We start from the raw sequence: 22,389 nt of genomic DNA on the forward strand, positions 1-22,389 counted from the left end.
GACCACACCCCTGATCACGAGTGTATCTCTCGATACGTCGGAAACGTGGGGTGGGTGATCCGAGGTCGTCTTCTACTCCCAATAATCGACTTTGGGCGGGGTGACGAAACGACGGAAACGTGGGGGGTCTGATCCCCTCGATCGTGGCTGCGTTCCGTCCACGGACCTCCAGTTACGACGGAAACGTGGGGTGGGTCTGTTCTCTCCGAGTGTTACCTGTCTGGGCTGACCGGACCCATTCACATGAGGGGTGTGGGATGGGTTGAACCCATTCACACTCTGGGGGGTGTCCTCTGATACGCTACTAATTGCGCTCGACAAACACCCGGTTACGGTTCACCACCGTCTATTCGTCGGGACTGACGGGGCCTTTATACTGGGAACGAACTTTCTCGCCTTCTCGCCACTGCCAGTAGTAGTAGCGGTTGTCGTTAATCTCCTTGATCGTGATCGTGGCCTTCGCTGGGACGTCGTCCGGAAGATCGTCTGGTCGCTCTTCGACCTCTTCTTGATCTGCCGACTCCTCGAGACGGGCCTCCCGTTCCTTGTGCTCGGCGAGCGCTTCAGCGTACGTCGCAACATCTCGGAGCTGCTCCGGATCCGACTCGTTGAGCGTGTTGACGATCTCCGTCGGGAGGTTCGCCGGTGGGGTCGGGGGTTCGTAGGACATCGGCTACTCTCGTGTTAACCAACACGACCCACGAGCCCATAGTTTTGTTGGTTAAGACGATGGAGACGACTCTCGTGCCTGCTGACTGTAACACTACTCGAAACTTCTTTATATACAAGTTTCGTACTATGTTACACCGTGCTCCGGCGCATCGAACTGGAGGTCCTCGCCACGGTCGACCGCGGCGACACGATCTCTGAGCTCGCGACGAAGCTCGACCACAGCGAGAGTTACCTCTCTCGTGCTGTCGCCGACCTCGTCGAGAAGGGGCTCGTCTACACGGAACGCGACGGCCGCCGAAAACGAGTCATCCCGTCGGATGCTCGTGCCGTCGAACGCTACCAGGATCTTGTCCGCCAGCACTCCCATATCGACTTCCCCGAGCTGCTGACCGGCAAGGCACTCGAGGTGCTGTACTACCTCGACCAGCCGCGAACCGTCTCCGAGATCGCCGACCGGAGCGACAACTACCGCAACACGGTCAACCGGGTCCTCAAGCGGTTTCGTGACCGTGGGCTCGTCGGGACGGACGACGGCCGCTATGACTTTAATGCAAACTTCGACCGCCTCCACGCGTTCGCCCGTGAACTCGCACACCATCTGCATCGCCAACGCCTCGAAGCCGTTGCCCCGAAGGGCACGATTCTCTGGGAGGACTACGACGAATTCCTCGTCCAGACCGAGACGGAGATCGACGCGGAGGCGTTCCACGAAACCGGCCTCGCTCGGTTCGCGGTCTTCGACCTCCAGTTCCTGCTCACCGGCCATAGCTACTACGTCTACTCCGAGGAACTTGACGAAGTCTCGCCGGCGGAGCTCTGTTGTCACACCCTCTTGATTGACGACGGTAGCCGCCACCGCTCGTACTGTCTCCTCCTGCTCAGCCACGTCGACGTCGACGAGGCGGACCTCCGAGCGCAGGCGGCGAAGTATGGGCTCGAAGACGAAATCGACGCCTTGCTGCGCTACCTCGAGACGCACGGCGAGGTCGACGACGAGCGGCTCCCGGAGTGGGACGAGTTCCAGGAGCTGGCGGCTGACTACGAGGTGCGACTAGCCTGAGACCGAACGTTGTCGCCAGCCGTGGCGTCTGCCAGGGTTAGTTCGGGTCGTAGGGATTCGTTGCTGTCTCGAGCCGATAGACATCCTCGACAGCGTCAAAATCGTCGTCAAACGCATACAGGTAGCCGAGCCCCTCGGTTTGCATATACGCGATAATGCAGGCGTCGACGAAGGAGAGCGGTTCGTGTTGGCGAAAGAGGGCCTTCCCGGTCGCGAGGGCGTCGGTGGTGAGTGAATCGATGTGGAAGCGGGCGTTTTCTTCGATTCGATCGAGGAGATCGACGGCTGCGTCGTGGCCGGCGTGGGTCGTGAGGCCGTTTAGCGTTTCCGCGAGCACGTAGTCGAGGACGACTGCCTCCGGGAGCGCTCCATTGTCAATGCCTTGGAGCACGGGAAGCGCGGCATCGTGGGATCCATCCCGCCGGTATGCGGCGGCAAAGAGGACTGTCGTATCGATCAGTGCACGGGGCATTTACTCGACGTCGACGCCCCAGGCGTCGTGCTCGCTCGTGACATCGGTCGGCTCCTCACCGGCATAGCCGTCGAAGTCGGCGAACGTGCCGGTTTGCTGTTGGATGACGTGGACTCGGATGCTCCCGTCGTCCTCGAGCTGCCAACGGAGCTGATCACCATCGTCGATATTGAGTTCACGCCGAATCCGGGCGGGGATATTTGCCTGGTTTCCAGACACCTTGCTTTCGGCGTCAATTCTGTCGCTGCTCATACCTCCCGGTATGTGACCGACCGTGAAAAGCCTAGTGTGCCGCCACACTACCCAGTATCAGAAGAGCGATTCCGACGAGAAAGATGGCGATTTACCCTGAGGTCGTTGGGAGCCGACCATCCGGACGTGGAACACGACCCTGTTTGATCTCGTGATCGACGCGACGCAGGTGCTTACAGCCGCCTTCGGGTGAGCGCTGCTGCCAGTCGGGACAGGAACACGACTCGTCGACGACGTCAACTTCGTACCGGTTTCCGGACGCGGACTGTACTTCGTAGCGGCCACCTTTCGAGAGGAGCGAGACGTCCATCGCTTCAGCGACGGCACGCGCCGTGCGGGGCTCGAGATCGTCCTGCGACTGTGTATTCTCGTCGACGACCAGCCGGTCGCGAACGTCGCCCGTTCGGCCCCCGTCCGGAGCGACGGATTCCGCAGGGCCACTGAGCCGCTCGTGGAGTACTTCCTCCACCGGATGGCCTTCCGGCCACAGGTAGTGGACCTCACGGCGCTCGCGATGATCGTAGGAGCCACAGGCGGCAGCGCTCCCAGTCCAGACACGCCACGCCCCGAGTGCTGCCATCACGTCGACGATGACTCGCGGAACAGCCTCGTGCTTGTCGGGGTAGAACATCCGAAAGCGAGTACATTCCGCCTGCGGCGGAACCGTCTCCCACCACTCGACGTCGTCGTCCCAGCTCTCGTACATCGCCTTATCCTTCCCGTATCCGACGGACAGGCCGTCGATCTGCGGTATCTCCACCGATGTCTCGTCAGCCTCTTCTTCGAGCAGCCGAAGGACGGCGTACCGGAGATACTCGTGATTCGGATTGTCTGAAGATTGGGCGACCTGCTCGTGGTGCTCTGCGACTCGCTCTGCCTCGTCGAGAACGGTCGTTAGATATTGGTCGGTCATGGGTCGGTGGAGACGGAAGTGCGCCTCCGCCCCTCGGCGGGCGCTGAAAAACTTAACCAACAAATACCGATCAATCGTATCCTCTGTTGGTTAACCCCTCTCTGCTCGAATGCTGCGCCGGATCGGACTACCGGAACCAAGAATAGTATATCTGTATAGAGATAACTCTATCGGGAATACGGGGGACAAGACTAATACAGTTAGATGCGATACCGATAACTAGCGATGATGGAGTACGTCGACGAGACCGCGGCGAAGATCATGGTCGCGGCCCGGCCGGGCGACTCGATCCGGCGAATCGCCCAGAAGATCGACGGCTCCTACTCGTGGGTCTACGACTGGATCGAGCGGTTGGAGGACGCAGGCTTCATCCGACGTGAGGACGGCGTCTACATCGAGAATTACGCTGTCAGGGATCGCTACTACGATCTCGTCGCGGCCATCTCTCGCGCTGTTCCCCCCTCGATCGACGACGGCTACGTCATTCCGCACTTCGCCGGGATGCCTTTTGCGTACACGAAAATCGACGCCGTCTACGTCTGGACCCACGGCGGCTATCAGATCGCCCGCGGCCACGACGACTACCCGATCTTCATCCAGGTCGCCGACCGGGATATCGGACGGTGGACGGCGTTCTTTGATGAGTTCGGGATTCCGAGCCGGATCGAAGAGCGGCCGGACGCGACCGACTACGACGCCACCGTCTCGTACGTGTTGTTCCCGACGAGTGGGGAGATCACTCGCGAGTGGGTCGACGGCAATCCGGTCATTCCGTTAGATGAGGCAATCGAGCACATGTTGGAGTACCGGGTGAACTACGAGCCGGCGTTGGAGATGATCGCCGACGAGTACGACCGCGATATCGACGCGTCCCACGAGGATCCGCGTCTCAATGCATGAGCCTCGGTGAACGCGAAGACGAACTACTGGATACGCTGGAGGCAGTCATCGACGCTGACCTGCCGTACGTGCTCGTCGGTGGGTGGGCGATCGCGGCGTTCAATCAACGCTTTACCACGGACGTCGACGTCGTCATTCCGGCCCAAGCGGTCGACGACTACACGGACCTTCTCACCGACCGCGGCTACGAGAAAACGGCCGATGTCGAGCGAAACGAACTCTACGAGGGCCGGACTATCCGGTTTACGAAAGATATCGGGAATCCGGTTCAGTTCGACGCGATGGTGGACGCGCTGGGCTGTCGCCAGACGGAAGCTGAATGGTCGTATCGCTATCTGGCCCAGCACTCTGTCACCGAGGAACTGCGAACCGGACGCCCGGTAACAGCCAGGATTCCGGAACGGGAGTTGCTGTTCGCGGTGAAACTCCACAGTGGCCGCAAGGCAGACTCTCGGGATCTGGTGGTGCTGGCTGCTGGCGCAGATTTCGACCGGATCGCGACTCATCTGCATCGCGGAGAGTCCGAGAAGCTCGCTGGTCGCATCGAGACTGTCCTCAACCGCCTCACGTCGGAGGATTTCGCAGATGCATTCAAAGGAGTCTTCGAACAGCAAACGGTTCCCGAACAGGATATCGATGCCGTCGTTGAGTTCCTTCGTGACCAGCAGCGCCGAATCGATTCTGAACGATAACATCGACTGTCGATGGGTATGTCTCGGGACCGATCGAAACACACGGGATCGGGACGCGGAACGAATTAACCAACAATGTCGACAGAGTACCCTCCAGCGTTGGTTAACAGCCGGGAAGGGGGTGTTCAGCCCTCTACAACTGTGTCGATGATCTCCTGAGCGGTCGAACTGATCCGGCCGAGACGCTCCTGAATGCTCTCCGCATCGTCGTCCTGCCACGCGGCAAGATAGAACGCTGAACCGCTCGTATCCAGGTCGAAATACCGCCCGACGATGTACGCAACAGCTTCGGCTTCGATCTCGCGTTTTGCACGCTCGGGTTCGTCGTCGACATCGAAATGGAGCAGTGCGTGGGCGTACTCGTGAATCAGCGTCACGGCGAGATCGGCCTGATTCGAGCGGGCTTTCGCTTCGACGACGGGTTGGAACTCGTGGAGATTCCGGTGTTTGCAGACGCCTTTCGCGTCGCCATGCTCCCACTCAGCAGCGTCGACGACGCGGACGTCGACATCGAGCGTAGCTGCCGCATCAAGGAGCGCTGGCACCAGGTCGTCGGCGTTACCAGTGGCCTCGGTTTCCAACTCGGGGAGCGGTTCGCCCTCGGTTTGAGACACATCGAAGACTGCTGTTGGTTTGAATCCAACCAGTCCTTTGGACCACTCCTCGGGTGGCGTCTCGTCATAGTCACAGTCGCTTTGCTCGTGGTAACTCGGCGAATTCTCGCACTCCGGACATTGCTTGGTGATGATCGGTGCCCAGATCCAGATCGCCTGTTCGCCCTCTTGGACGTGCCGGTCGAACTCCGATCTCCACGTATTGTAGCCCGCCACGCGGGTTGCCTCGGGACACTGGCGCTTGATGAGGAGCGTGTTCCGATACGAGTAGTCGTGGAATCGACTCTGGACGTCAAGCCACTCCTGGAACTCCGCGCTAGCCTGCGCGTCGTCGACGCCGGCGGCGAGGTCGTCGATCCACTGTTCGATGGTGCTGTTCATCTCGTCATCTCGCGTGTCGGTCTCCTCGAAGGAAACCGACGAATTACTGGTCGTAGCCATTGTGTTCACCGAATCGAGTTTACCGGGACTGCATCAGTTCAGAACGCGCCGCACCCCTTCGGGGGCGAACAAAAACCACCCTCTCGGTTATCGGAGTTCGTGGGTCTCGTCAGCGAAGCCGACCGTGACGAGGTACTTGAGGAATTCGTCGAACCGCTCGACGTCGCTAGGCGTGTCGGTCGCCAGATGACGTGCCCACTCGATAGCCCACCGGAAGGCAGGATCTGTTCCGCCCTTGCCGTGAATGTACCACCAGCGACCCGCCTTGAGGACGACCAGTGGGTTCGTCGGGGGCTGTTCGCTTGCTAAACCACGGGTTATCGACTCGATTTCTCCGGGCACGTCGGCTGGTTCTATCTCTCCGGACTGGGTGTTCGAGATATCGATCGGGATCTCATCGACTGAAACGTCGTCTACAGTTTGTTGCTGGCTCACGGAAAGTCACCTCTGGACGAAGGCTCACGACCGAGCCTCCGCCCCCTCCCCGGGCTCGAAAAACAGCACGCTGCGTCACGCTGGGGGGATGTAGACACTCTGTTCGCCAGCGATCTCCTCGAGGTCCTTCCGATGGCGATGGGTGAAGTAGCACTCGTAACTGCAGTACCCACAGACTGCACCGGTATCGTATTCAGCGACGAAGGGGCCGCGACGTGTTCGCCAGACGTTCGCTCCGCATTCGGTGCAAGCTCCCTTTTCGAGATCGGCAGGACTCGGTCCCTCGTACTCGAAGTGTAACCCAGCGTCCTCTGGTGTCGTCTCGGGCCAGATCCCATGTGACTGCCAGAACTCGCGGATGCGAGCGAGACTATGGCGCACCGTCTTTCGCACGGTGACGTGGTCGGCGTTGCGACCGCTGTCGTCCCAGCCGTCAGCCGTCCAGAACTCACCGAACTGTGCGCCACGATGGAGTCCGTTCCAGTCAACGCCGACGATGTCGGCTGGTGGCTCGTCGGTGAGTGTCGGCCTGGTCAGCTGTCGAATGGCGTGGAGCTGCTTGGGCGGACTCCCGCCGAGGATGTGGACGCGCCGCCCTCTCCAATCGGCAGGGTCGGAGAACTCGTGGGCCAGGCGGTCGGCGTATCCTCGTGAATACCCGAGGACGAGACCCTCAGGAATCGCGTCGATCACCGCTCTAGACTTCGGGACGATGATGAGCTCGGCCTCGGGGTAGCTTGCTTGGATCTCACGGGCAGCAGCGACGTGGGCGTCGACGTCGTCGATCTCGTCGACGTCCCCGATGACCCCGACCTCTGGTTCGTACTCGAAGAAGCGGTCGACGAACCGCTCCAGATCGGGATTCCGGAAATCGTTGTCGAGCATCCCGACGGGAATATCGAGGTCCAGGTACTGATCCGTCTGATACCCACAGTCTTCCCGAAATCCGGGGAGAAATCCGAGGGCTAGAGCATCGGCGACGAATGGGGCCCGATGGAGGAACGCCACATGGTCCGCTTGTCTGGCGACAGCGATGTCGCTAGCCGTGCTGGAGTCTGAACTCAAATCGAGGGACATAACGGAACTCGCGAGGCGGCTGTTGGTCGCCCCGCGCCCATTCAGGGGCCCGAAAAACCGCGGCACAGCACATTAACCAACAATAGGGAAACTCACGCGGAGTGTGTTGGTTAAGAACAGCGCTTACCCTTCGTCCTCACGTAACTCTTCAGCTTTCCACTTGAGCCGGTGCAGAATCTGCGTCCGATTCTGGTGCGCGTTCTCGTAGGCAACACACTCTCGGAGTGTCTCCATATCCGGAATCGTCTTGATCCCGGCCTTGATTAGGCGCGTGTTCGGTGCTTCAAGCCGCTTCTCTGGCGGGAATTCGTCGCTCTCTTTGTCGTCAGTGGACCCCATCTCAAAGAGCCTTCACCCCTTTGAGGCCGACACAAACAACTCTCCGGACGATAACGCCTCATCTCTAATAGAGATAATACCGGTATAACAGCTACCGTAATGGTCATTCCCCGCGAGTGTTTACAGGCCCGTATGGAGCGAAAGACGATCTCCGTCACCGGGATGTCGTGCAACGGGTGCGAACAGAACGTGGAGACCGCCCTGCGAAACCTCGACGGTGTGAGTCGGGTCGAGGCCGACCACGAAGCTGACACGGTCGACGTGGTTCTCGAGGATGGAGTCGCAGACGACGACGTGAACGCGGCAATCGAACAGGCTGGCTACGACGTCAAGGCCTAATCGGCCGCCGCTCGGCCGTCTTCCCGCTCGCCGTCGGTGCGTTCGTCGAGGGCGAATTTGGTGTTGACACCCTCGCCCGAGAGGAGCTGACCAGCGAAGCTGTTGGCGAGGACGGCCGAGACAGACAGCACCATCGCGAGCATCGCGAACACTGGGTGGACGAGCCCGGTCGTCGCGGCGGCGACACCGACCCCGTTGAACGCGAAGGCCGTCGCGAGGTTCTGGCGGGTCTTCCGGTAGCTCTCTTTCCCGATCTCGTAGGCGTCCATCACGCCACCAAGCCGGTCACCCATCAGGACGATATCCGCCGACTCGATGGCGATGTCGGTCCCAGCGCCGATGGCGATGCCGATGTCCGCCTGCGTGAGTGCAGGAGCGTCGTTGATGCCATCGCCGACCATCGCCACGCGGTGGTCGGCTTCCTGCAGGCGCCCGATCTCCTCGCGTTTCTCGTCAGGGAGGACGTCGGCCATAACCCGGCCGATGCCGATCTCTTTGGCGACCGCGTTCGCGGTGCGTTCGTTGTCGCCGGTGATCATCACGGGCGTGATGTCGGCGTCGCGCATCCGCCGGATCGTCTCGGCGGCATCGGCTTTGATTTCGTCGCCGATGCCGATCAGGCCGATGAGGTCACCGCCACGAACAACTCCAGCAACGGTGAGGCCGCGGCCTTGGAGTCGCTCAATATCGGCGTCTCCCTTCGACAGGTCGATTCCCTCGTCGCTGAGCCATCCCGGTTTCCCGACCAGTACGTCGTCGCTGGCCACGGTTGCCCGGACGCCCTTGCCGGTCACGGAGCCGAAGGCATCGGGGTCAGCGTACTCGACATCTTGCTCGTCGGCGGCCTCGAGGATCGCATCGGCGAGCGGGTGCTCGGAGAAGGCCTCTGCACTGGCCGCAGTCGTGAGTACATCCACCTCGTCGGCACCCAAGGCGACGACCTCACTGACGGCGGGTTCGCCAACGGTGATGGTGCCAGTCTTGTCCAGCACGATGTGGTCGACGTCGGGGAAAATCTGGAAGGCGTCACCGGAGCGCATCAGGATGCCTCGGTCAGCGGCCTTCCCGCCGCCCCGAATTAGCGCGAGCGGTGTCGCCATCCCGAGCGCACATGGATAGCCGAGCACGAGGACCGCCAGCGCTGCGAACGCCCCGCGCTGGATGTTCGGACCTCCGCCCCACGCGAGCGGTGCGATCATCCAGAAGAGGAATGAGAGTGCAGCGATCGTCAAGACGCCCGGGACGAAGTACTTGAGCACGCGGTCGGCGAGCTGGATGATGCCGGGCTTCATAGCGCGTGCTTCCTCGATTTCGCGGGCTACTTGATTGAGAAATGCGTCCTCGCCGGTGGCAGTTACCTCGATGAGCAGCGTCCCGGTCTCGTTGACACTGCCGCCGATCACCTCGTCGCCTTCGGCCTTCTCCTCGGGGATGGACTCGCCGGTGGCAACCGACTCGTCGACTGCGGATTTACCCTCGACGACCTCACCGTCGACAGGGATGTTCTCGCCGGGCTTGACCCGGACGTAGTCGCCGACGTCGAGGCCGTCGAGGGGGACTTCCTCGACGTCACCGTCCTCACCGATGCGGCGTGCCGTGTCGGGCTGGAGGTCGAGAAGGCCTTGGACGGCTTGGGAAGCCCGCGTGCGGACGATGAGGCTGGTGTACTCCGAGAGGATGTGGTAGGTGGTGATGAACACGGAAACGGCGAAGAAGTGGACGGTCGGGAAGCTCGGGAACACGAACAGGCCAAGCAGTCCACCGACGAGCCCGGCGAACGCGCCCGCTTCCAGGAGGACGTGCTGGTTGAAGATCCCCCGGCGCAGGCTCTGGAACGCCTTCTGTTTGATATACCGTCCAGGAACGAACATCGTCCCCAGCGCCAGCCCCAGCGTCACCAGATCCATTACGAGAGATGCCGACTCGAAGCGTCCCATCACGACGATCATCCAGCCCATCAGCGCGGCAACGACGATGGACGCGCCGCCGGCGAGCAGGAGACGGTGCTTGCCGTCGGCGAGTTCGGCCTGCTGTTGCTCGTATCGCTTCGCTTTGTCCGGGTCGCGGATGGTATAACCGAGATCCCGGAGCGTGCCCTTCACTTCGACTTCACTCAGGATGTTGTCGTCGTACTGAACGAGGACCTCCTCGTGGGCGAGACTCACGTCGACGTCCTCGACGCCGTCGGTCCGGCTGTAGGCCTTCTTGATGCTCTCGGCACAGAACGAGCAGGACATCCCCCCGACGTTGAATTGTTCCTGTGTTGTTCCCATCGTGGTCGCTAGTTACCCAGCGAATTGGATAACCATTACGACTAGAGCTATAGCGGTATCGAATAACTAAGACTGCTGTCGAGTGTGTTGCGTTACTCTTACTATCGTCGTTCCCCTACGTCCTCACAAGAATGGCGCTCCTCGAATCCGACGTGCCGATCCGTGAAGTCGTGACGACGGCCCCGGAGAAAGCGAAAGCGTTGGAGAACGACGTTCGGGCGAAGATTCTCGATATGCTCGCTGCCGAAGAAATGACGATCGAAGAGATTCACGACGAACTGCATCGTCGCGGTGAGGAGAAGGCTGAGACGACTGTGCGCCACCACGTGAACGTTCTGAAGGATGCGGGGATGATCGAGATCGCCCGGCTCGAGGAAGCCGGCGGCGGAACGCGGAAGTTCTACAAGTCGAACACGCGGGTCTTCTCCTATGAGCTCCCGGAGGAAGCAGACGAAACCCTTGCGGGGGCGCAGTCCACCACGTCCGAGGAGTTGGCATCCCTCATTGAGACGCTGTATACGAAACACGGTACTGAGATCGAGGCGGTCGCCCGCGAGATGAAGCCCTGTGAGTACTGCGACACCCAGCACTACGAGGAGTTCATCGTTCGCGAACTCCTGAACCGTGCCCTCATCGAATTAGGCGATAGCGGCACACTTGACGACGTATTCTCGACCGACGACTAAGGCTCACTCGATACAGCAGCTCATCTTGGACGTATCCCGGCGGAAGGCCTGACAGGCTTGTTTGAACGCCTCGGAGAACGTCGGGAACGGGTGGACAGTATCGATGATGTCGTCGACGGTGAGACCGAACTTCACAGCCAGCGTGGCTTCCATGATCATGTCGGCGGCGCGGGGGCCGACCATGTGGACGCCAACAATCTCGTCGGTCTCGTGGTGCTTCACCACCTGGACGAGTCCATCCGTGTTCTTGACGGCCTTTGCCCGAGGGACATCTTCCATCTGAACCGTCCGGCAGGAACAGGTACCGTGTTCGTCCATATATTCGCGTTCAGTTGTCCCAACGACTGCTACCTCGGGACTGGTGAACACGACTGCGGGGACTGCATCGTAGTCGATGCTGACGCCCTCGTCCCCGAAGGCGTTCTTGACGGCGTGATTGCCCTCCTTGGCGGCGACCGTCTCCAGTTCGGGCTCGCCGATCACGTCGCCAGCCGCGTAGATGTCGGGATTGGTCGTCTGGAAATGCTCGTCGACGCGAATCGCGCCATCGGATTCGGTCTCGACGCCGACTGCTTCCAAGCCGATGTCCTCGCTGTTGGGCTGGACGCCGGTTGCGACGAATAACGCCTCTGCGGTGAACGCTTGCTCCTCGCCCTCGATGACAGTCTCCACAGCGACGCACTTCTGACCAGGGTCAGCACCACTGTCGGTAGCCACATCCTGAACCTGCTGGAAGTCGTTACTGGTCACGACGTCGATTTCCTCCTCATTGAAGGCTCGTTGCATCTCCCGGCCGAGCTGACCTTCCATATCTGAGAGCACGTGACCGGAGCGCTGGAGGATGGTTACGTCGACGCCGACACGGTGGAGGATCTGGCCCCACTCCAGCGCGATGTATCCGCCACCAAGGATCACGATGCTCTCGGGGAGGTCGCCCTCCTCGAGGATGGTCTCGCTCGTGTAGTAGTCGACGTCGTCGAGCCCGTCGATGGGCGGCGCCCACGGTGAACTGCCCGTCGCGACGAGCGCCTTCTTCCCAGTAATGTGCGCGCCCTCGTCGGCGCCGTCGACGACCTCGATGGTCGTATCGTCGACCAGCTGGCCGTACCCCTCGTAGATGTCGGTCTCGAAGTGCTCAGCGACGTCGACGTAGTTCTCCTGCCGGAACCGTTCGATGAGTTCGCCGGTGCCGTCGAGGGCGTCGGCCCAGTCGACAGTCGGCTCTTCGGGATATGTGACGGCGTCGAAGGGGTTCTCCGACGCTGCAGCACTACTCTCGGCGACGGCGAGCAGATGCTTACTCGGGACACAGCCGACGTTCACGCACGTCCCGCCGATGGGCAAGCCCGTATTCACCATCGCCGTCGAGAGGTCCCGCCGGCTTGCTTCAGTGATGGCGGCGAAGGCAGCGGCTCCGCCGCCGAGGATCACGAGATCATAGTCGGAGGTGTGAGTCATCTATACCGATACTTTACGACAGGAAGTTCTTATACTCCAGAGTCCGAAGCTATGGAGTAGGTTGGAGGCCACGAAGCTATGGCAGATACTACTTCATCGGCGCCCGCGTGCGATATCGACGGCACGTGCTACTGCCCGCTCACAGGAGTTATCGACACGTTGAGCCGGAAATACGCGATGCAACTCGTCAGCATCATCGGCGCACACGATGCACTGCGGTTCGCGGAGATTGAGGAGCACCTCCCGACCGCGAGTACGTCCACGATCTCGAAACGCCTCGACGAATTCGAGGAGGCGGGTCTCGTTTCACGGACGCAGTACAACGAAATCCCGCCACGTGTCGAGTATGCGCTGACGGACGACGGCGACGAGGTTCGAACACGCCTGGAACCGTTACTTGAGTGGGCAACAGAGAACAGCTGAGATATGAGGGAGTTCGAGCTTCAGCTCATTGCCTCTTGGAATCACTCTCGTCATGCGCCTTGGGCCCCTCTCACGGGCGCAAAAACAACTACTACTTACCCAACAGCTCCCCCGATATCCCAGCGTTGTTGGTTACTCTCTTGAATGGTCTCGACACCTGTCTTTGATTCTCTGACTTACTCGTCGGCCCTACGTCGGCGACGTACCTGCTCTGGGTTCGGTACCCACGGATGGGCGTTCCAGCAGTGGAGCGCGTGGTTTCGTGCCGAGTCGAACAGTGCCTCGCACGATCCGCACTCGTAGGTCGTCTCGGGCCAGCGTTCCGCAACGAACATTGCCGTCACCGTCGATCTAACTGGAGTGGGAGCAGCCCCCCGCCGAACGTAGTCGTAGCCGACCACCGTCCGTCGTCGAAGCGCTGCCCGCGCCAATCGTTCGGGTTTGTCATTCGGGAGGTACACCCAGCGTACGAACGCCGTTTCTGAGTCTTTTGCGGACGGTTGGAGAACGAACCACCGGTCGTGTTCGTCACGGAAGAGGTACCGCTCCGTGCCTCGGTTCTGGAGATAGAGTGAATCACCTCGACCGGGAATCAGCCGTAGTCCGACGGACGGTGAGATCGGAGTGAGAAGGCGTTCTTCAAGTGAGGGCGAGCGGGACTCACCGGACGACTCCTCGACCTTGAACTCACCGAGAGTCGCTTCGCTGGTCATGAGTCGTCGGTGTCTTCCTCAGCTGTTCGCTCGTGCCGGTCGTTGTATCGTTTGAGTTCCCGGCCGATGCGCTCCAGCGCCTCGACAGGGCGTCCGATGAGCTGGAATGCGCTTCGGGAGAGGCGAAGGGTCTCCATCAGGCTTCTTCCTCCGGCTCGACGAGGTTGTTGCTCTCAGTGACCAGTTCCTGCACGGCGGGAGCAGGAGTAGTTCCGACCGGCAGGGTTCGATGATCGAGCGGGGCGGGATACGCTCTGTCGCCCTGCGCACAGAGTACGATCAGCCACTCTGTACTCCCTTCGCCAAGGACGACGTAGTGGTCGATGTCTCGACGCTGGAAGACCGTCCGATCTGTTCGGTTTACGACACTCCAATTCGCCGGTAGCGACGACGACGGGATGCCACCGTCCGGCGTGAGAGCGTGGTGCTCGTTACAGTCAGCGAGTGCAGCCTCGATGTCGTTGCCGGTGAGATGCCAGCAATTAGCTGGTCCAGTGCACTCCAGCTGGCTCACCACGTCATCGCAAAATTGGATGTAGTGCTGGGAGGCGACGGCTTCGTCGTCGTAGTAATCGAGGAGGAGTTCACAGGCGAGCTGTGCCGAACCACTGCCAGTGTCGCCCCATTCGAATCCCGACAGGCTCTGTCGTATGAGATCGAGGCTTCGGTCGGGGGCGAGTCGTTCGTGTTCGGTGAGGTTGAGTACGACCGCTCTGTCGCCGACGCGCATCCCCACATACTCGACGTGGTCTCTGTTCGTCGGGCAGGGGTCGCTCTCAGTCTGTACTTCTGTTCTGGGACCGTCGGTCAGATCTGTTTTCATGTGTCGAACGCGGGTGGTCGAGTACCCCGCACCCCTACTGGGGGTGAAAAACAGCCTCCATGAGCAGTGATTCAGTCCTGTGAGCGGATTTCGTCGGCCTGCTGCTTGAGCTGGCGAAGAATCCGAACACGCTGCTGATTCGTGTTCTCGTAGGCGACACACGCTCGCAGCGTCTCCATATCGTGAATCGTCACGATACCGGCGTTAATGAGGCGCGTGTTCGGTGGTTCGAGACGCTGTTCTGGTGTTAGGCCACCCGATTCTACAGATTGATCTGATGAGTCACTCACTGGTGTTCGCCTCCGCGCCCTCAAGGCGACGACAAACAGCACCTGCTCATTTCCGTCCTAGCGCAACTTCGGCGACGGCCACTCACAGATACCGCCGCTGTTGCTGTCACAGTGAGCGCTATCTCACTCCTGTTGTCGCTTGAGGAATTCGAGCAGCGTCTCGATATCCTCTGCCGAGGCTGATGATTGACCGAACATACTCTTGAAGCGGTGATCGAGCCCGCCCTCTTCGATGAACGTTTGTGCCTCACTGAGCTGATCACGAAGGGCGTCAGCATCGCCGCGATGCAGGTGCGTCTCGACCATGTCGAGGTTGATCGACGGGATCGCAGCGAGGACGTCAGCGAGATCCGTTTTCCGACCACTATGGAGCTTGGCCGCGACGAGTACTTCCCCGTCGGCTGCTCGTGCCGTCGTCGACTGAGTGCCGCCTGATATCGTCGTCGGAGAACTGTGTGTGCGCAGATAGTCGAACGACCACTCTGCCTTGGTTTGTCGGCAGCCGAGGCGGTCGAGGTCGGTCGAGAACCGCGCCTCGAACTGACTGATTGCGTAGCCGCCAACGAGGACGAATCCGATATCGGACTGTTCCAGCTCTTCGAGCACTTCGATGAGTGCCTCGCTTCGGTCTTCTTGACTCATGTTCAGGCTGGCTCCATCCGGTAGGCTGCGTCAGTGTCGATGTCGTCGTACATCCGGCCGAGCATATCGAGTGCCGACTCGAAGGTCGCGTAGTACTCGTTTGCGAACGCCACGGTTTCCTGAAGCGGGATGACGGGCCGTCCGTCGACCATCTCGGCCTCGATCTGTGACCGTGGCTCCAGAACGACTTGGATGGTGCCATCGAGATCGTCAGCGGGCTGGCGCTCTTCTGTAGTCGGGATTCCGAATTGGTTGAAGAACGACGTCCAGGCGTCGAGTTCGGATTCGTGGACGGCGATGAACAGCGGATAGTCCTCTGTGTCGCGAGCGACCTGGTAGCCACCGCGGGTCCAGACGTAGACCGCATCGATGGCGGTGAACGCGTAGTTCATGCCAGCGAACTGCGGGAGGACGTACGCCTCCGAGATCGACGGCGGCGAGATGTCTGCTGCGGCCGCCAGGAACTCGAGACCGACGTCGCGGAGCGTCTGATCGAGGAGCTGGAGGCCATGATCGTACGCGACGTAGTCCGCCTCCTCAAGGCGATTCACGACGCGCCGAATCGTCTCGCGGTTCTCGTCGATCTTTCGCGCGACGCCGGAGATGGAATCGCCTTGATCAAGCGCGAGGATGACCTTGAGTTCCTTTTCACCGCATACTTCGTACATCCTATGATTACACAATTCTGTGCAACACCCAAAAGAATTACTATTCGTGTAGATCTGCTGGCTGGATTTGGCGAGCGTCCTCAGCAAGATCGTGGATGTACTCCCGGAGGATTTCCATGTCCTCGCGGGCATCTTCGAGCGTCTTGCCTTTCGCTTTGGCCACGATTTTGTCCTGATCGCGGGTGCCAGTGCCGCGAGTGAGCTTCACGGTGAGTGAGACGCCGACATCGCTTCGCTCGACGTACTCGGTTGGTGCCTGTCGCTCAGTGTTCTCCGTCGATTCGGCGGGCGTGTGCGACTGCTGAGTGGGTTCTGCCATGGATTGCTCTTTGTGATCGTTAGTTGATGGTCGGTGCGACTGGCTCGCCAGTCGTCTCACGAAGGGCTGCGTCGATCTCGCTAGAGGTGAGTCGCCAGTACTCGTCGGACCCCGCGCAGCCCAGCTGGCTCACGACCTCGGTTTTGAATGCCTGGTAGTGGTCGAGAGCGAACGCTTCGTCATCCGTGTAATCGAGGAGGAGTGCGAGCGCGAGTTGTGCCGGACCACTACCACCGTATCCCCATTCGAATCCCGAGGGACTGTGGTTCACCAGCGCGAGACTCCGCTCTGGCGTGAGCCGTTCTTGGCCGGGACGTTTCTCAACGATAGCCCGCCCGCTCTGCCGATACCCGACGTAGGCGATTTCGCAGTCGTTCGCTGGGTGTGTCTGTTCGTGCGAGTGTGTGTCGCTAGGTTTACTCATCGGTCTGTTCGGGAGCTGCTCGTTCGAGCACCCCCGCACCCCTCAGGGGGTGAAAAACAGCCACAGGACCTGCTTTCCCCTACGCGAGATGGGAGATATCGGCTGGTTCGTCGACATCGTCGAACTCGCCTCGTTCGACCGGCTCCCAGTCATCACCGGGTGCTGGACTCCACCAGTCGACCTTGTAGGCACCTGGTGCGCCGAGGATCTTCACCCGTGCCGACCCATCGGGTAGGTCGCGACGGAGCTTCTCGTCGACGTGGAGGTTCCACGTTGAGTGGGTGTCGAAGCAGGCGAGGACGGCCTCCTCGTAGCCACGTGTCTCTCGGGATTCTTGGAGTTCGACCTGCGTGTTGCAGTTCTTGCAGAACACACCTTCGAACGGAATGTGACTGAATACCTCGTGCCCGCAGACGGGACACCAGAGGAACTCGAACAGTGCTTCGCTGTGGCGGTCGATGACTCCCAGACTCATCTGTGGATCTGGCCCGATTGAGACGGGCCACCCATCCCGGCCCAAAATAAACGTCACCGCAGAAACGTTCCCATCAATCAGCGCTCGGCGCCGTACACGATTCTCGAGGATGCTTCGTATCCACAGCTCCGACATTCGACCCAGCGCTGAACCTTCGCGCCGTCAGCCGTTTTTCCGCCGATTGCCACGTCGCTGTTCAGACACTCGGGACAACTCAGTTCGGGCGCTGGCCGGTCACGGAGCTCGTCACGGAACGATTTCACGTCCTTCGTCTCGTACCCCCGCGACCACACTGGGTAGCCGTCGACGAGGATTACGCCACGCCACTTGTAGCGGTACGAATCCGGTGCTCGGTGTAAGACCGCCCGAGCGCCGGTCTCGGTATTCCGGTATGCGAGTGTGGGCGTGCGGCTCTCGCGCTTCCAATTTGTGATCCGGGACATCTGTTAGAAGTGGACGTCGGCGGGCACGATCCAGAGCTCCTCGCTCTCCTCCAGCACTCGATCCAGTTGCTCGCGGTGACGGATACCGTTCGCATATTCGTTGTACAGGAAGATCGTTGGCCCGTCGTAGGCGCCGACCTGGTGGAAGGCGTGCCGAGCGAGTTCTTCGTCGCGCATGATCTCCTCATCGGAAAGTTCGTCAAGTGCCTCCCTCACCCGTTCGAGATTCCGCTCGAACTCCTCTTTCGTCGCCTCCCAGCCACGCTCAAGCAGGTCTTGGCCATCGTCGGAGTCGACGGGGGCTGCAGTCGGCAACTCACCCCATCGGGCCTTCCCCGCAACGGACGTGTCTTCCTCATCAAAAGTCACGTGGTAGTCGAAGACTGCGCCAGCGTGTGGGTCCGCGCCGACCAGGCGGTCGAACACCGTCTTTCCGGTGGATAGTGCTTCGTCTTCTGTCGATGCTTCTACCAGGCTGTAAATGACCATGTGCATCTCGAACACCTCGAAGCGCCGACGCACCGGGAGTCGTTGCTCGCTTGCTCCTGCTGCGCCGGCACCCATCGCCGGCGCTCGAAAAACCTGATCTAGCGGTCGATTCTTAGGAGTCGTTCGCTCGGTCGACAGTGATGGTCAGGTCCCCAGACTCGTAGTCGGCCTCGAAGTCGACGGTGAACGCATCCGAGTCGTACGCGGCGTGGTAGGCACGGTGTCGTTCGAGCGACCCCGTCGCCTTGAAGTGGAAGAACGCAGCTGCAGTGTAGGGCTTGCTCTGCGTCTCGATTTGCGTTTCGACTGACGCCGGAAGTGCGATCTGTGGCGTGTCGGTGTCAATACTCGCAGCGAACGCCTTCGCTTCCTCGACGCTCGCCTGCGAATGTACGGGCGTCTCGCCGGTGAGCACGTTTACCGGGGTTTCCGTGTCGTCGGTGAACAGGACATCGTGGAAGGTGTGCGTCCCGAGGACTGCGTCGGGACCGAACTCACAATCGTGGAATGGATCGTCGTCTGGATTCTCGCGCATCAAATCAGAGCCCACGGTGGGGCTCAGTCCTTTCTGCCCCAGACAAACCACAACTTGTCTCGATGTAGCGGAGGTAAGTCCCGAAAGAAGAGCGTCCTGCCCGCACTTCCCGCCGCAGAGTCAGGCGTCGATGATTCGATCGGGCTCAATCCGGGACAACCGCATCGCGTTCCCGGTGACGCCGAGGCTCATCCCCATATCTCCGACAACGACTGCCAGCGCAACGCTGACCAGGCCCAGCGGCACGCCTAGCGCGAGCAGGAGCTTCACGCCGAGGCTGGCCCAGATGTTCTGCCGGATCACACCGTTGGCCGTATGCGACAGATCGTACAAGTACGGGAGTTTCCCGATGTCGTCGCCCATCAACGCAATATCAGCCGTTTCGAGGGCGGTGTCGGTGCCGGCGGCGCCCATCGCGATGCCGACCTCCGCAGTGGCGAGCGCGGGGGCGTCGTTGATGCCGTCGCCGACCATCGCGACCTCCCCGTACTCCGCCTGTAACTCTTCGACCGCGTCGACCTTCTCGTCGGGTAGGAGTTCGGCGCGATACTCATCGACACCGACCTGCTCGGCGATGGCGCGGGCGGTGCCCTCGTTGTCGCCGGTCAGCATCACCACGCGCTCAACGCCCAGCTCGTGCAGGCGTTCGACAGCCCGCTTCGAGGCCGGGCGCACCTCGTCGGCGATGGCGATTGCACCCAGCAGTTCCGACTCCGTCCCGACGATAACGACCGTCTTGCCCTCCCGCTCCAGTGAGGTGAGCGCGTCCTCGGCGAACGCCCCGTCGTCGGCCTCGGTCGCCTCTTCCGCCACGACGCCGCCGTCTGTCTCGCGGCGTGCTCGAGCGAGGTCGAAGCCCAGCTCCTCGAAGAGCGCGGGCTTGCCCGCATAGTACGTCTCGCCGTCGATCTCGCCCCGGATGCCCTTCCCCGTGAGGCTCTCGAAGCCACTCGGGTCGGGCAGGTCGCCCACGCCCGCCTCCTCAGCACGGGCGAGAATCGCCGCAGCGATGGGGTGCTCACTGCGCCGCTCCAGCCCGGCGGCGCGACGGAGCAGATCATCCTCAGTGGTGTCGCCGACCGGGACGACATCGGTGACGGCGAGTTCGCCCTTCGTGAGCGTCCCCGTCTTGTCGAGCGCGACGGCATCGACTTCGCCCATCGCTTCGAGGTAGTTGCCGCCCTTGATCAGGACGCCGTTCTTCGCGGCGCTGGTGATGCCCGACACCACCGAGACGGGTGTGGAGATGACGAACGCACAGGGGCAGGCGATTACCAGCAGGGTGAGCCCGCGGATGAACCAGGTCTGCCAGTCGCCGGCGAAAGTGAACCCGTACCCGGCCACGTCCACCGAGATGGGGTCGGCGATAACCAGCGGCGGGATAGCGGCGGTCAGGATTGCCAGCACGACGACGAGGGGTGTGTAGTAGCCGGAGAAGCGGTCGACGAACTGCTCAGACTCGGTCTTCTTCGCCTGTGCGCCCTGTACCATCTCGATGATGCGCGAGAGCGTCGAATCGCCAGCGGTCGAGGTGACCTCTACCTCGAGGTACCCCTCTTCGTTGATCGCGCCGGCGTAGACCTCGTCGCCGGCAGTCTTGTCGACGGGGACGCTCTCGCCCGTGATCGGCGACTGGTCGACTGCACTCTCGCCGTCGATGACCGTTCCGTCGAGCGGAATCTTGTCGCCGGGGCGGACGACGACGGTCTCGCCAACGTCGACCTCCTCGGCGGGAACGGTCACTTCCTCACCATCGCGAAGGACGGTCGCCTCGTCGGGCGAGAGTTCCATCAGCTCGCGCAGGGAGTCCCGTGCCCTGTCCATCGCGTAGTCCTCGAGCAGCTCGGCGATGCTGAATAGGACGGCCAGCGTGGCGGCCTCGACGAAGTAGCCGATACCGGTCGCCGCGATGATCGCCGTCCCCATCAGCAGGTCGATGTCGAGGCTTCGGTTCTTCGCGGAGTAGTACCCGCTACGGACGACGGGGATGCCGCTGGCGGCGACGGCGCCGAGGAACAGGACATCTGCGATGTGGAGCGGGTACTCGAGGACGCTCGCCACCGTGACGTTCTGTCCGGTGAGGAGGAATTCGAAGAGGAGGCCGAGCGTGACGAACGCCGCGCCGAGCCACGTCTTCTTCGCGCGAGGACTCGTCCAGACCTCCGATGGTGGCGCGATGTCGACGCCGTCGGTCGCCTGGTTGTCCTCATCATCGCCCTCAGCGTCCGAGCCCCCGACGACCTCGTAGCCGGCGCCTTCAATCGCCTTGATTACGTCGGCTTCGCTAGTCCGATCAGGGTCGTACGTGACGTTGGCCGTGCCGGTGGTCGGCTGGAGCGTGGCGTCAGTAATGCCGTCGACACGCTGGAGGCTCTTGTCCACCTTTTGGGCGCAAGAGGGACAGTCCATCTCGGGAACGGCGAGGCGGGCGGTCAGCTCACGTCGCTGTCCGCCGCCGCTCGTTTCTCCTGCTGCGTCCGGATTCTCTGTCATTACCTCACGGTAGGAGTGGGAGTTCCATATGTCTTTGTTGGAATATTCCAACTGCGGCCCTCAGTGCGATGCCAGCCGTTCTTCCGCTACCCGCTCGCCGGCGACATGTTGCTTCGCCAAATGTTCTTCCGCCCGACGGAGTCGGTAGGTGAGTGTTGACCGTGGCACGTCGAGATGCTCGGCGAGTTCGCCGACGTCGACCTCGCGGGGTGACTCGTAGTAGCCGTGTTCGACAGCGGCCTGGAGTGCGGCCTCCTGTGCTGGCGGCAGGCCGCTCGGTGTCCCGTCGCCTCCCCCAGCTGATGTCGTCGTATCCGCGGTGCGGAGCATCTCCATCTGGGCGCATTCCCCGACGGCAACCCCGAGGGAATCGAAGAACGCCGCCACATCGCCCTCGTCGGAGTGAATGAGCCGCCACGTGTAGTGGCGGCCCTCGTGACGGGTCTCGAACAGCACACCGTCGCCGAGGTGGTCGCGGGCGATGTGGGGGACTGAGGCACAGGCAGGGGTCCGCTCCCAGTCGGAGTAGAGGATGAGCGTGTCGTCCGTGCGGTCGAGGACACGGGTGGTCTGGGTTGCGCCGCAGTCCTCGGTGGCGAGACAGTCGGCGTAGTAGTCGCTGTTGCGAAACGCGTCCTCGATGGCGTCGAGTGCGTCCGGAGTGCCGGTGGCATGGTCGACTCGCCAGAGCTGGTCGGCAGTGGCGTGCAGCGAGAGTGAACGAACGCGAGCGTCGGGGTGGTCTGCGAGGGCGTCCGCCACCCTGTTGCAGCCGGGCTCGTATTCGAGAGCGAAGACGAGTTCGCGCATACCCCGACTAAGGCCTGCCACGACATAACCCATGGCTTGGGGCGATGTCTACTGGCGGGTATCAGATCACGTCGTCCGGGTCGTGAACCTCCTGCATTCGCTGTGCTTCGGCCGCGTATTGCTCCTGGAGGTCGGGGTCATCGACCATGCCAAGATTGCCGGGTTCAGCATCGACTGCTGCTGTCGTATCTCGGACGTCGGTGAAGGACGTGAGTGCGC

31 protein-coding genes are annotated in these 22,389 nt (G+C 61.4%); 6 read left to right on the plus strand and 25 right to left on the minus strand.

Annotated features, from left to right (window positions below):
* Positions 1-346: 346 nt before the first annotated feature.
* Positions 347-670: a DUF6788 family protein gene (locus EGH21_RS18560; protein ID WP_220619902.1), complete on the minus strand. Its 324-nt coding sequence runs from the start codon at positions 668-670 to the stop codon at positions 347-349.
* A gap of 138 nt (positions 671-808) precedes the next feature.
* Between EGH21_RS18560 and EGH21_RS18565 the strand changes: the two genes are divergently transcribed.
* A complete protein-coding gene (locus EGH21_RS18565; protein ID WP_220619903.1) occupies positions 809-1,732 on the plus strand; it encodes a MarR family transcriptional regulator in 924 nt (307 codons plus the stop codon).
* Positions 1,733-1,769: 37 nt separating this feature from the next.
* Here EGH21_RS18565 and EGH21_RS18570 read toward each other — a convergent pair whose 3' ends face one another.
* From EGH21_RS18570 to EGH21_RS18580, 3 genes are all read right to left on the minus strand, one after another.
* Positions 1,770-2,204, minus strand: coding sequence for a PIN domain-containing protein (locus tag EGH21_RS18570; RefSeq protein ID WP_092893733.1), 435 nt, complete (start codon positions 2,202-2,204; stop codon positions 1,770-1,772).
* Positions 2,205-2,456 (minus strand): AbrB/MazE/SpoVT family DNA-binding domain-containing protein, encoded by a 252-nt coding sequence (locus EGH21_RS18575; protein ID WP_092893732.1) that lies wholly within the window; start codon positions 2,454-2,456, stop codon positions 2,205-2,207.
* 91 nt (positions 2,457-2,547) lie between these two features.
* Positions 2,548-3,369: a hypothetical protein gene (locus tag EGH21_RS18580; RefSeq protein ID WP_220619904.1), complete on the minus strand. Its 822-nt coding sequence runs from the start codon at positions 3,367-3,369 to the stop codon at positions 2,548-2,550.
* Positions 3,370-3,597: 228 nt separating this feature from the next.
* Here EGH21_RS18580 and EGH21_RS18585 point away from each other — a divergent pair, with 228 nt between their 5' ends.
* Positions 3,598-4,269 carry a helix-turn-helix domain-containing protein gene (locus EGH21_RS18585; protein WP_119712850.1) on the plus strand — a complete coding sequence of 224 codons (672 nt, stop codon included), beginning with the start codon at positions 3,598-3,600 and terminating at the stop codon, positions 4,267-4,269.
* Entirely contained in the window at positions 4,266-4,961 is a 696-nt protein-coding gene (locus EGH21_RS18590; protein ID WP_092893729.1) for a nucleotidyltransferase domain-containing protein, read from the plus strand. The genes EGH21_RS18585 and EGH21_RS18590 overlap by 4 nt, the downstream gene beginning before the upstream one ends.
* Before the next feature lie 125 nt (positions 4,962-5,086).
* Here EGH21_RS18590 and EGH21_RS18595 read toward each other — a convergent pair whose 3' ends face one another.
* From EGH21_RS18595 to EGH21_RS18610, 4 genes are all read right to left on the minus strand, one after another.
* Positions 5,087-6,016, minus strand: a complete 930-nt coding sequence (locus EGH21_RS18595) for an ArdC-like ssDNA-binding domain-containing protein (protein WP_092893728.1) — start codon at positions 6,014-6,016, stop codon at positions 5,087-5,089.
* An 87-nt stretch (positions 6,017-6,103) separates the two neighbouring features.
* Positions 6,104-6,451, minus strand: a complete 348-nt coding sequence (locus tag EGH21_RS18600; RefSeq protein WP_119712848.1) for a DUF8013 domain-containing protein — start codon at positions 6,449-6,451, stop codon at positions 6,104-6,106.
* Between the two features lie 75 nt (positions 6,452-6,526).
* Complete coding sequence (locus EGH21_RS18605) at positions 6,527-7,528, minus strand: DUF6610 family protein (protein WP_220619905.1); 1,002 nt, start codon at positions 7,526-7,528, stop codon at positions 6,527-6,529.
* Between the two features lie 123 nt (positions 7,529-7,651).
* Positions 7,652-7,867 (minus strand): DUF8129 domain-containing protein, encoded by a 216-nt coding sequence (locus EGH21_RS18610; protein WP_220619906.1) that lies wholly within the window; start codon positions 7,865-7,867, stop codon positions 7,652-7,654.
* Positions 7,868-7,999: 132 nt separating this feature from the next.
* On the opposite strand from EGH21_RS18610, the gene EGH21_RS18615 reads away from it, so the two are divergent.
* Positions 8,000-8,206 carry a heavy-metal-associated domain-containing protein gene (locus EGH21_RS18615; protein ID WP_137783042.1) on the plus strand — a complete coding sequence of 69 codons (207 nt, stop codon included), beginning with the start codon at positions 8,000-8,002 and terminating at the stop codon, positions 8,204-8,206.
* Here the strand turns inward: EGH21_RS18615 and EGH21_RS18620 are convergent.
* A complete protein-coding gene (locus EGH21_RS18620; protein ID WP_220619907.1) occupies positions 8,203-10,479 on the minus strand; it encodes a heavy metal translocating P-type ATPase in 2,277 nt (758 codons plus the stop codon). The two genes, EGH21_RS18615 and EGH21_RS18620, sit on opposite strands and share 4 nt — an antisense overlap.
* A gap of 131 nt (positions 10,480-10,610) precedes the next feature.
* Here EGH21_RS18620 and EGH21_RS18625 point away from each other — a divergent pair, with 131 nt between their 5' ends.
* Positions 10,611-11,165 (plus strand): ArsR/SmtB family transcription factor, encoded by a 555-nt coding sequence (locus EGH21_RS18625; protein WP_220619908.1) that lies wholly within the window; start codon positions 10,611-10,613, stop codon positions 11,163-11,165.
* A 3-nt stretch (positions 11,166-11,168) separates the two neighbouring features.
* Here EGH21_RS18625 and merA read toward each other — a convergent pair whose 3' ends face one another.
* The gene (merA, locus tag EGH21_RS18630; protein ID WP_220619909.1) at positions 11,169-12,623 is read right to left on the minus strand and encodes a mercury(II) reductase; all 1,455 of its coding nucleotides are present in this window, start codon (positions 12,621-12,623) and stop codon (positions 11,169-11,171) included.
* Between the two features lie 78 nt (positions 12,624-12,701).
* On the opposite strand from merA, the gene EGH21_RS18635 reads away from it, so the two are divergent.
* Positions 12,702-13,046, plus strand: coding sequence for a winged helix-turn-helix transcriptional regulator (locus tag EGH21_RS18635; RefSeq protein WP_220619910.1), 345 nt, complete (start codon positions 12,702-12,704; stop codon positions 13,044-13,046).
* Positions 13,047-13,222: 176 nt separating this feature from the next.
* On the opposite strand, the gene EGH21_RS18640 is transcribed toward EGH21_RS18635, so the two are convergent.
* The 15 genes from EGH21_RS18640 to EGH21_RS24870 form a co-directional block, all read right to left on the minus strand.
* Positions 13,223-13,759, minus strand: a complete 537-nt coding sequence (locus EGH21_RS18640) for a hypothetical protein (RefSeq protein ID WP_220619911.1) — start codon at positions 13,757-13,759, stop codon at positions 13,223-13,225.
* Positions 13,756-13,896, minus strand: a complete 141-nt coding sequence (locus tag EGH21_RS18645) for a hypothetical protein (protein WP_220619912.1) — start codon at positions 13,894-13,896, stop codon at positions 13,756-13,758. The genes EGH21_RS18640 and EGH21_RS18645 overlap by 4 nt, the downstream gene beginning before the upstream one ends.
* Positions 13,896-14,582 carry a DUF6166 domain-containing protein gene (locus EGH21_RS18650; protein WP_220619913.1) on the minus strand — a complete coding sequence of 229 codons (687 nt, stop codon included), beginning with the start codon at positions 14,580-14,582 and terminating at the stop codon, positions 13,896-13,898. The genes EGH21_RS18645 and EGH21_RS18650 overlap by 1 nt, the downstream gene beginning before the upstream one ends.
* A 71-nt stretch (positions 14,583-14,653) precedes the next feature.
* Positions 14,654-14,872, minus strand: a complete 219-nt coding sequence (locus EGH21_RS18655; RefSeq protein ID WP_220619914.1) for a DUF8129 domain-containing protein — start codon at positions 14,870-14,872, stop codon at positions 14,654-14,656.
* A 123-nt stretch (positions 14,873-14,995) separates the two neighbouring features.
* Entirely contained in the window at positions 14,996-15,514 is a 519-nt protein-coding gene (locus tag EGH21_RS18660; protein ID WP_220619915.1) for a hypothetical protein, read from the minus strand.
* A 2-nt stretch (positions 15,515-15,516) separates the two neighbouring features.
* Positions 15,517-16,182, minus strand: coding sequence for a helix-turn-helix domain-containing protein (locus tag EGH21_RS18665; protein WP_220619916.1), 666 nt, complete (start codon positions 16,180-16,182; stop codon positions 15,517-15,519).
* A gap of 40 nt (positions 16,183-16,222) precedes the next feature.
* Complete coding sequence (locus EGH21_RS18670; protein WP_220619917.1) at positions 16,223-16,501, minus strand: DUF7389 domain-containing protein; 279 nt, start codon at positions 16,499-16,501, stop codon at positions 16,223-16,225.
* Positions 16,502-16,520: 19 nt separating this feature from the next.
* Positions 16,521-16,925, minus strand: coding sequence for a DUF6166 domain-containing protein (locus EGH21_RS18675; RefSeq protein ID WP_220619918.1), 405 nt, complete (start codon positions 16,923-16,925; stop codon positions 16,521-16,523).
* A gap of 79 nt (positions 16,926-17,004) precedes the next feature.
* A complete protein-coding gene (locus tag EGH21_RS18680; protein WP_220619919.1) occupies positions 17,005-17,400 on the minus strand; it encodes a DUF7567 family protein in 396 nt (131 codons plus the stop codon).
* A gap of 77 nt (positions 17,401-17,477) precedes the next feature.
* On the minus strand, positions 17,478-17,843 hold the full coding sequence (locus EGH21_RS18685; RefSeq protein WP_220619920.1) for a DUF7568 family protein: 366 nt from the start codon (positions 17,841-17,843) through the stop codon (positions 17,478-17,480).
* Between the two features lie 3 nt (positions 17,844-17,846).
* Complete coding sequence (locus tag EGH21_RS18690) at positions 17,847-18,338, minus strand: DUF7995 family protein (RefSeq protein WP_220619932.1); 492 nt, start codon at positions 18,336-18,338, stop codon at positions 17,847-17,849.
* 106 nt (positions 18,339-18,444) lie between these two features.
* Entirely contained in the window at positions 18,445-18,867 is a 423-nt protein-coding gene (locus EGH21_RS18695) for a DUF8025 family protein (protein ID WP_220619921.1), read from the minus strand.
* Positions 18,868-18,987: 120 nt separating this feature from the next.
* On the minus strand, positions 18,988-21,360 hold the full coding sequence (locus EGH21_RS18700) for a heavy metal translocating P-type ATPase (protein ID WP_015299293.1): 2,373 nt from the start codon (positions 21,358-21,360) through the stop codon (positions 18,988-18,990).
* Between the two features lie 60 nt (positions 21,361-21,420).
* Positions 21,421-22,170, minus strand: a complete 750-nt coding sequence (locus EGH21_RS18705; RefSeq protein ID WP_006183449.1) for a helix-turn-helix domain-containing protein — start codon at positions 22,168-22,170, stop codon at positions 21,421-21,423.
* Positions 22,171-22,231: 61 nt separating this feature from the next.
* A partial coding sequence (locus tag EGH21_RS24870) for a DUF7967 family protein (protein ID WP_483867062.1) occupies positions 22,232-22,389 on the minus strand: 158 nt, incomplete at its 5' end.

It is taken from the genome of Haloarcula rubra (genome assembly GCF_019599465.1).
GTDB lineage: Archaea > Halobacteriota > Halobacteria > Halobacteriales > Haloarculaceae > Haloarcula > Haloarcula rubra.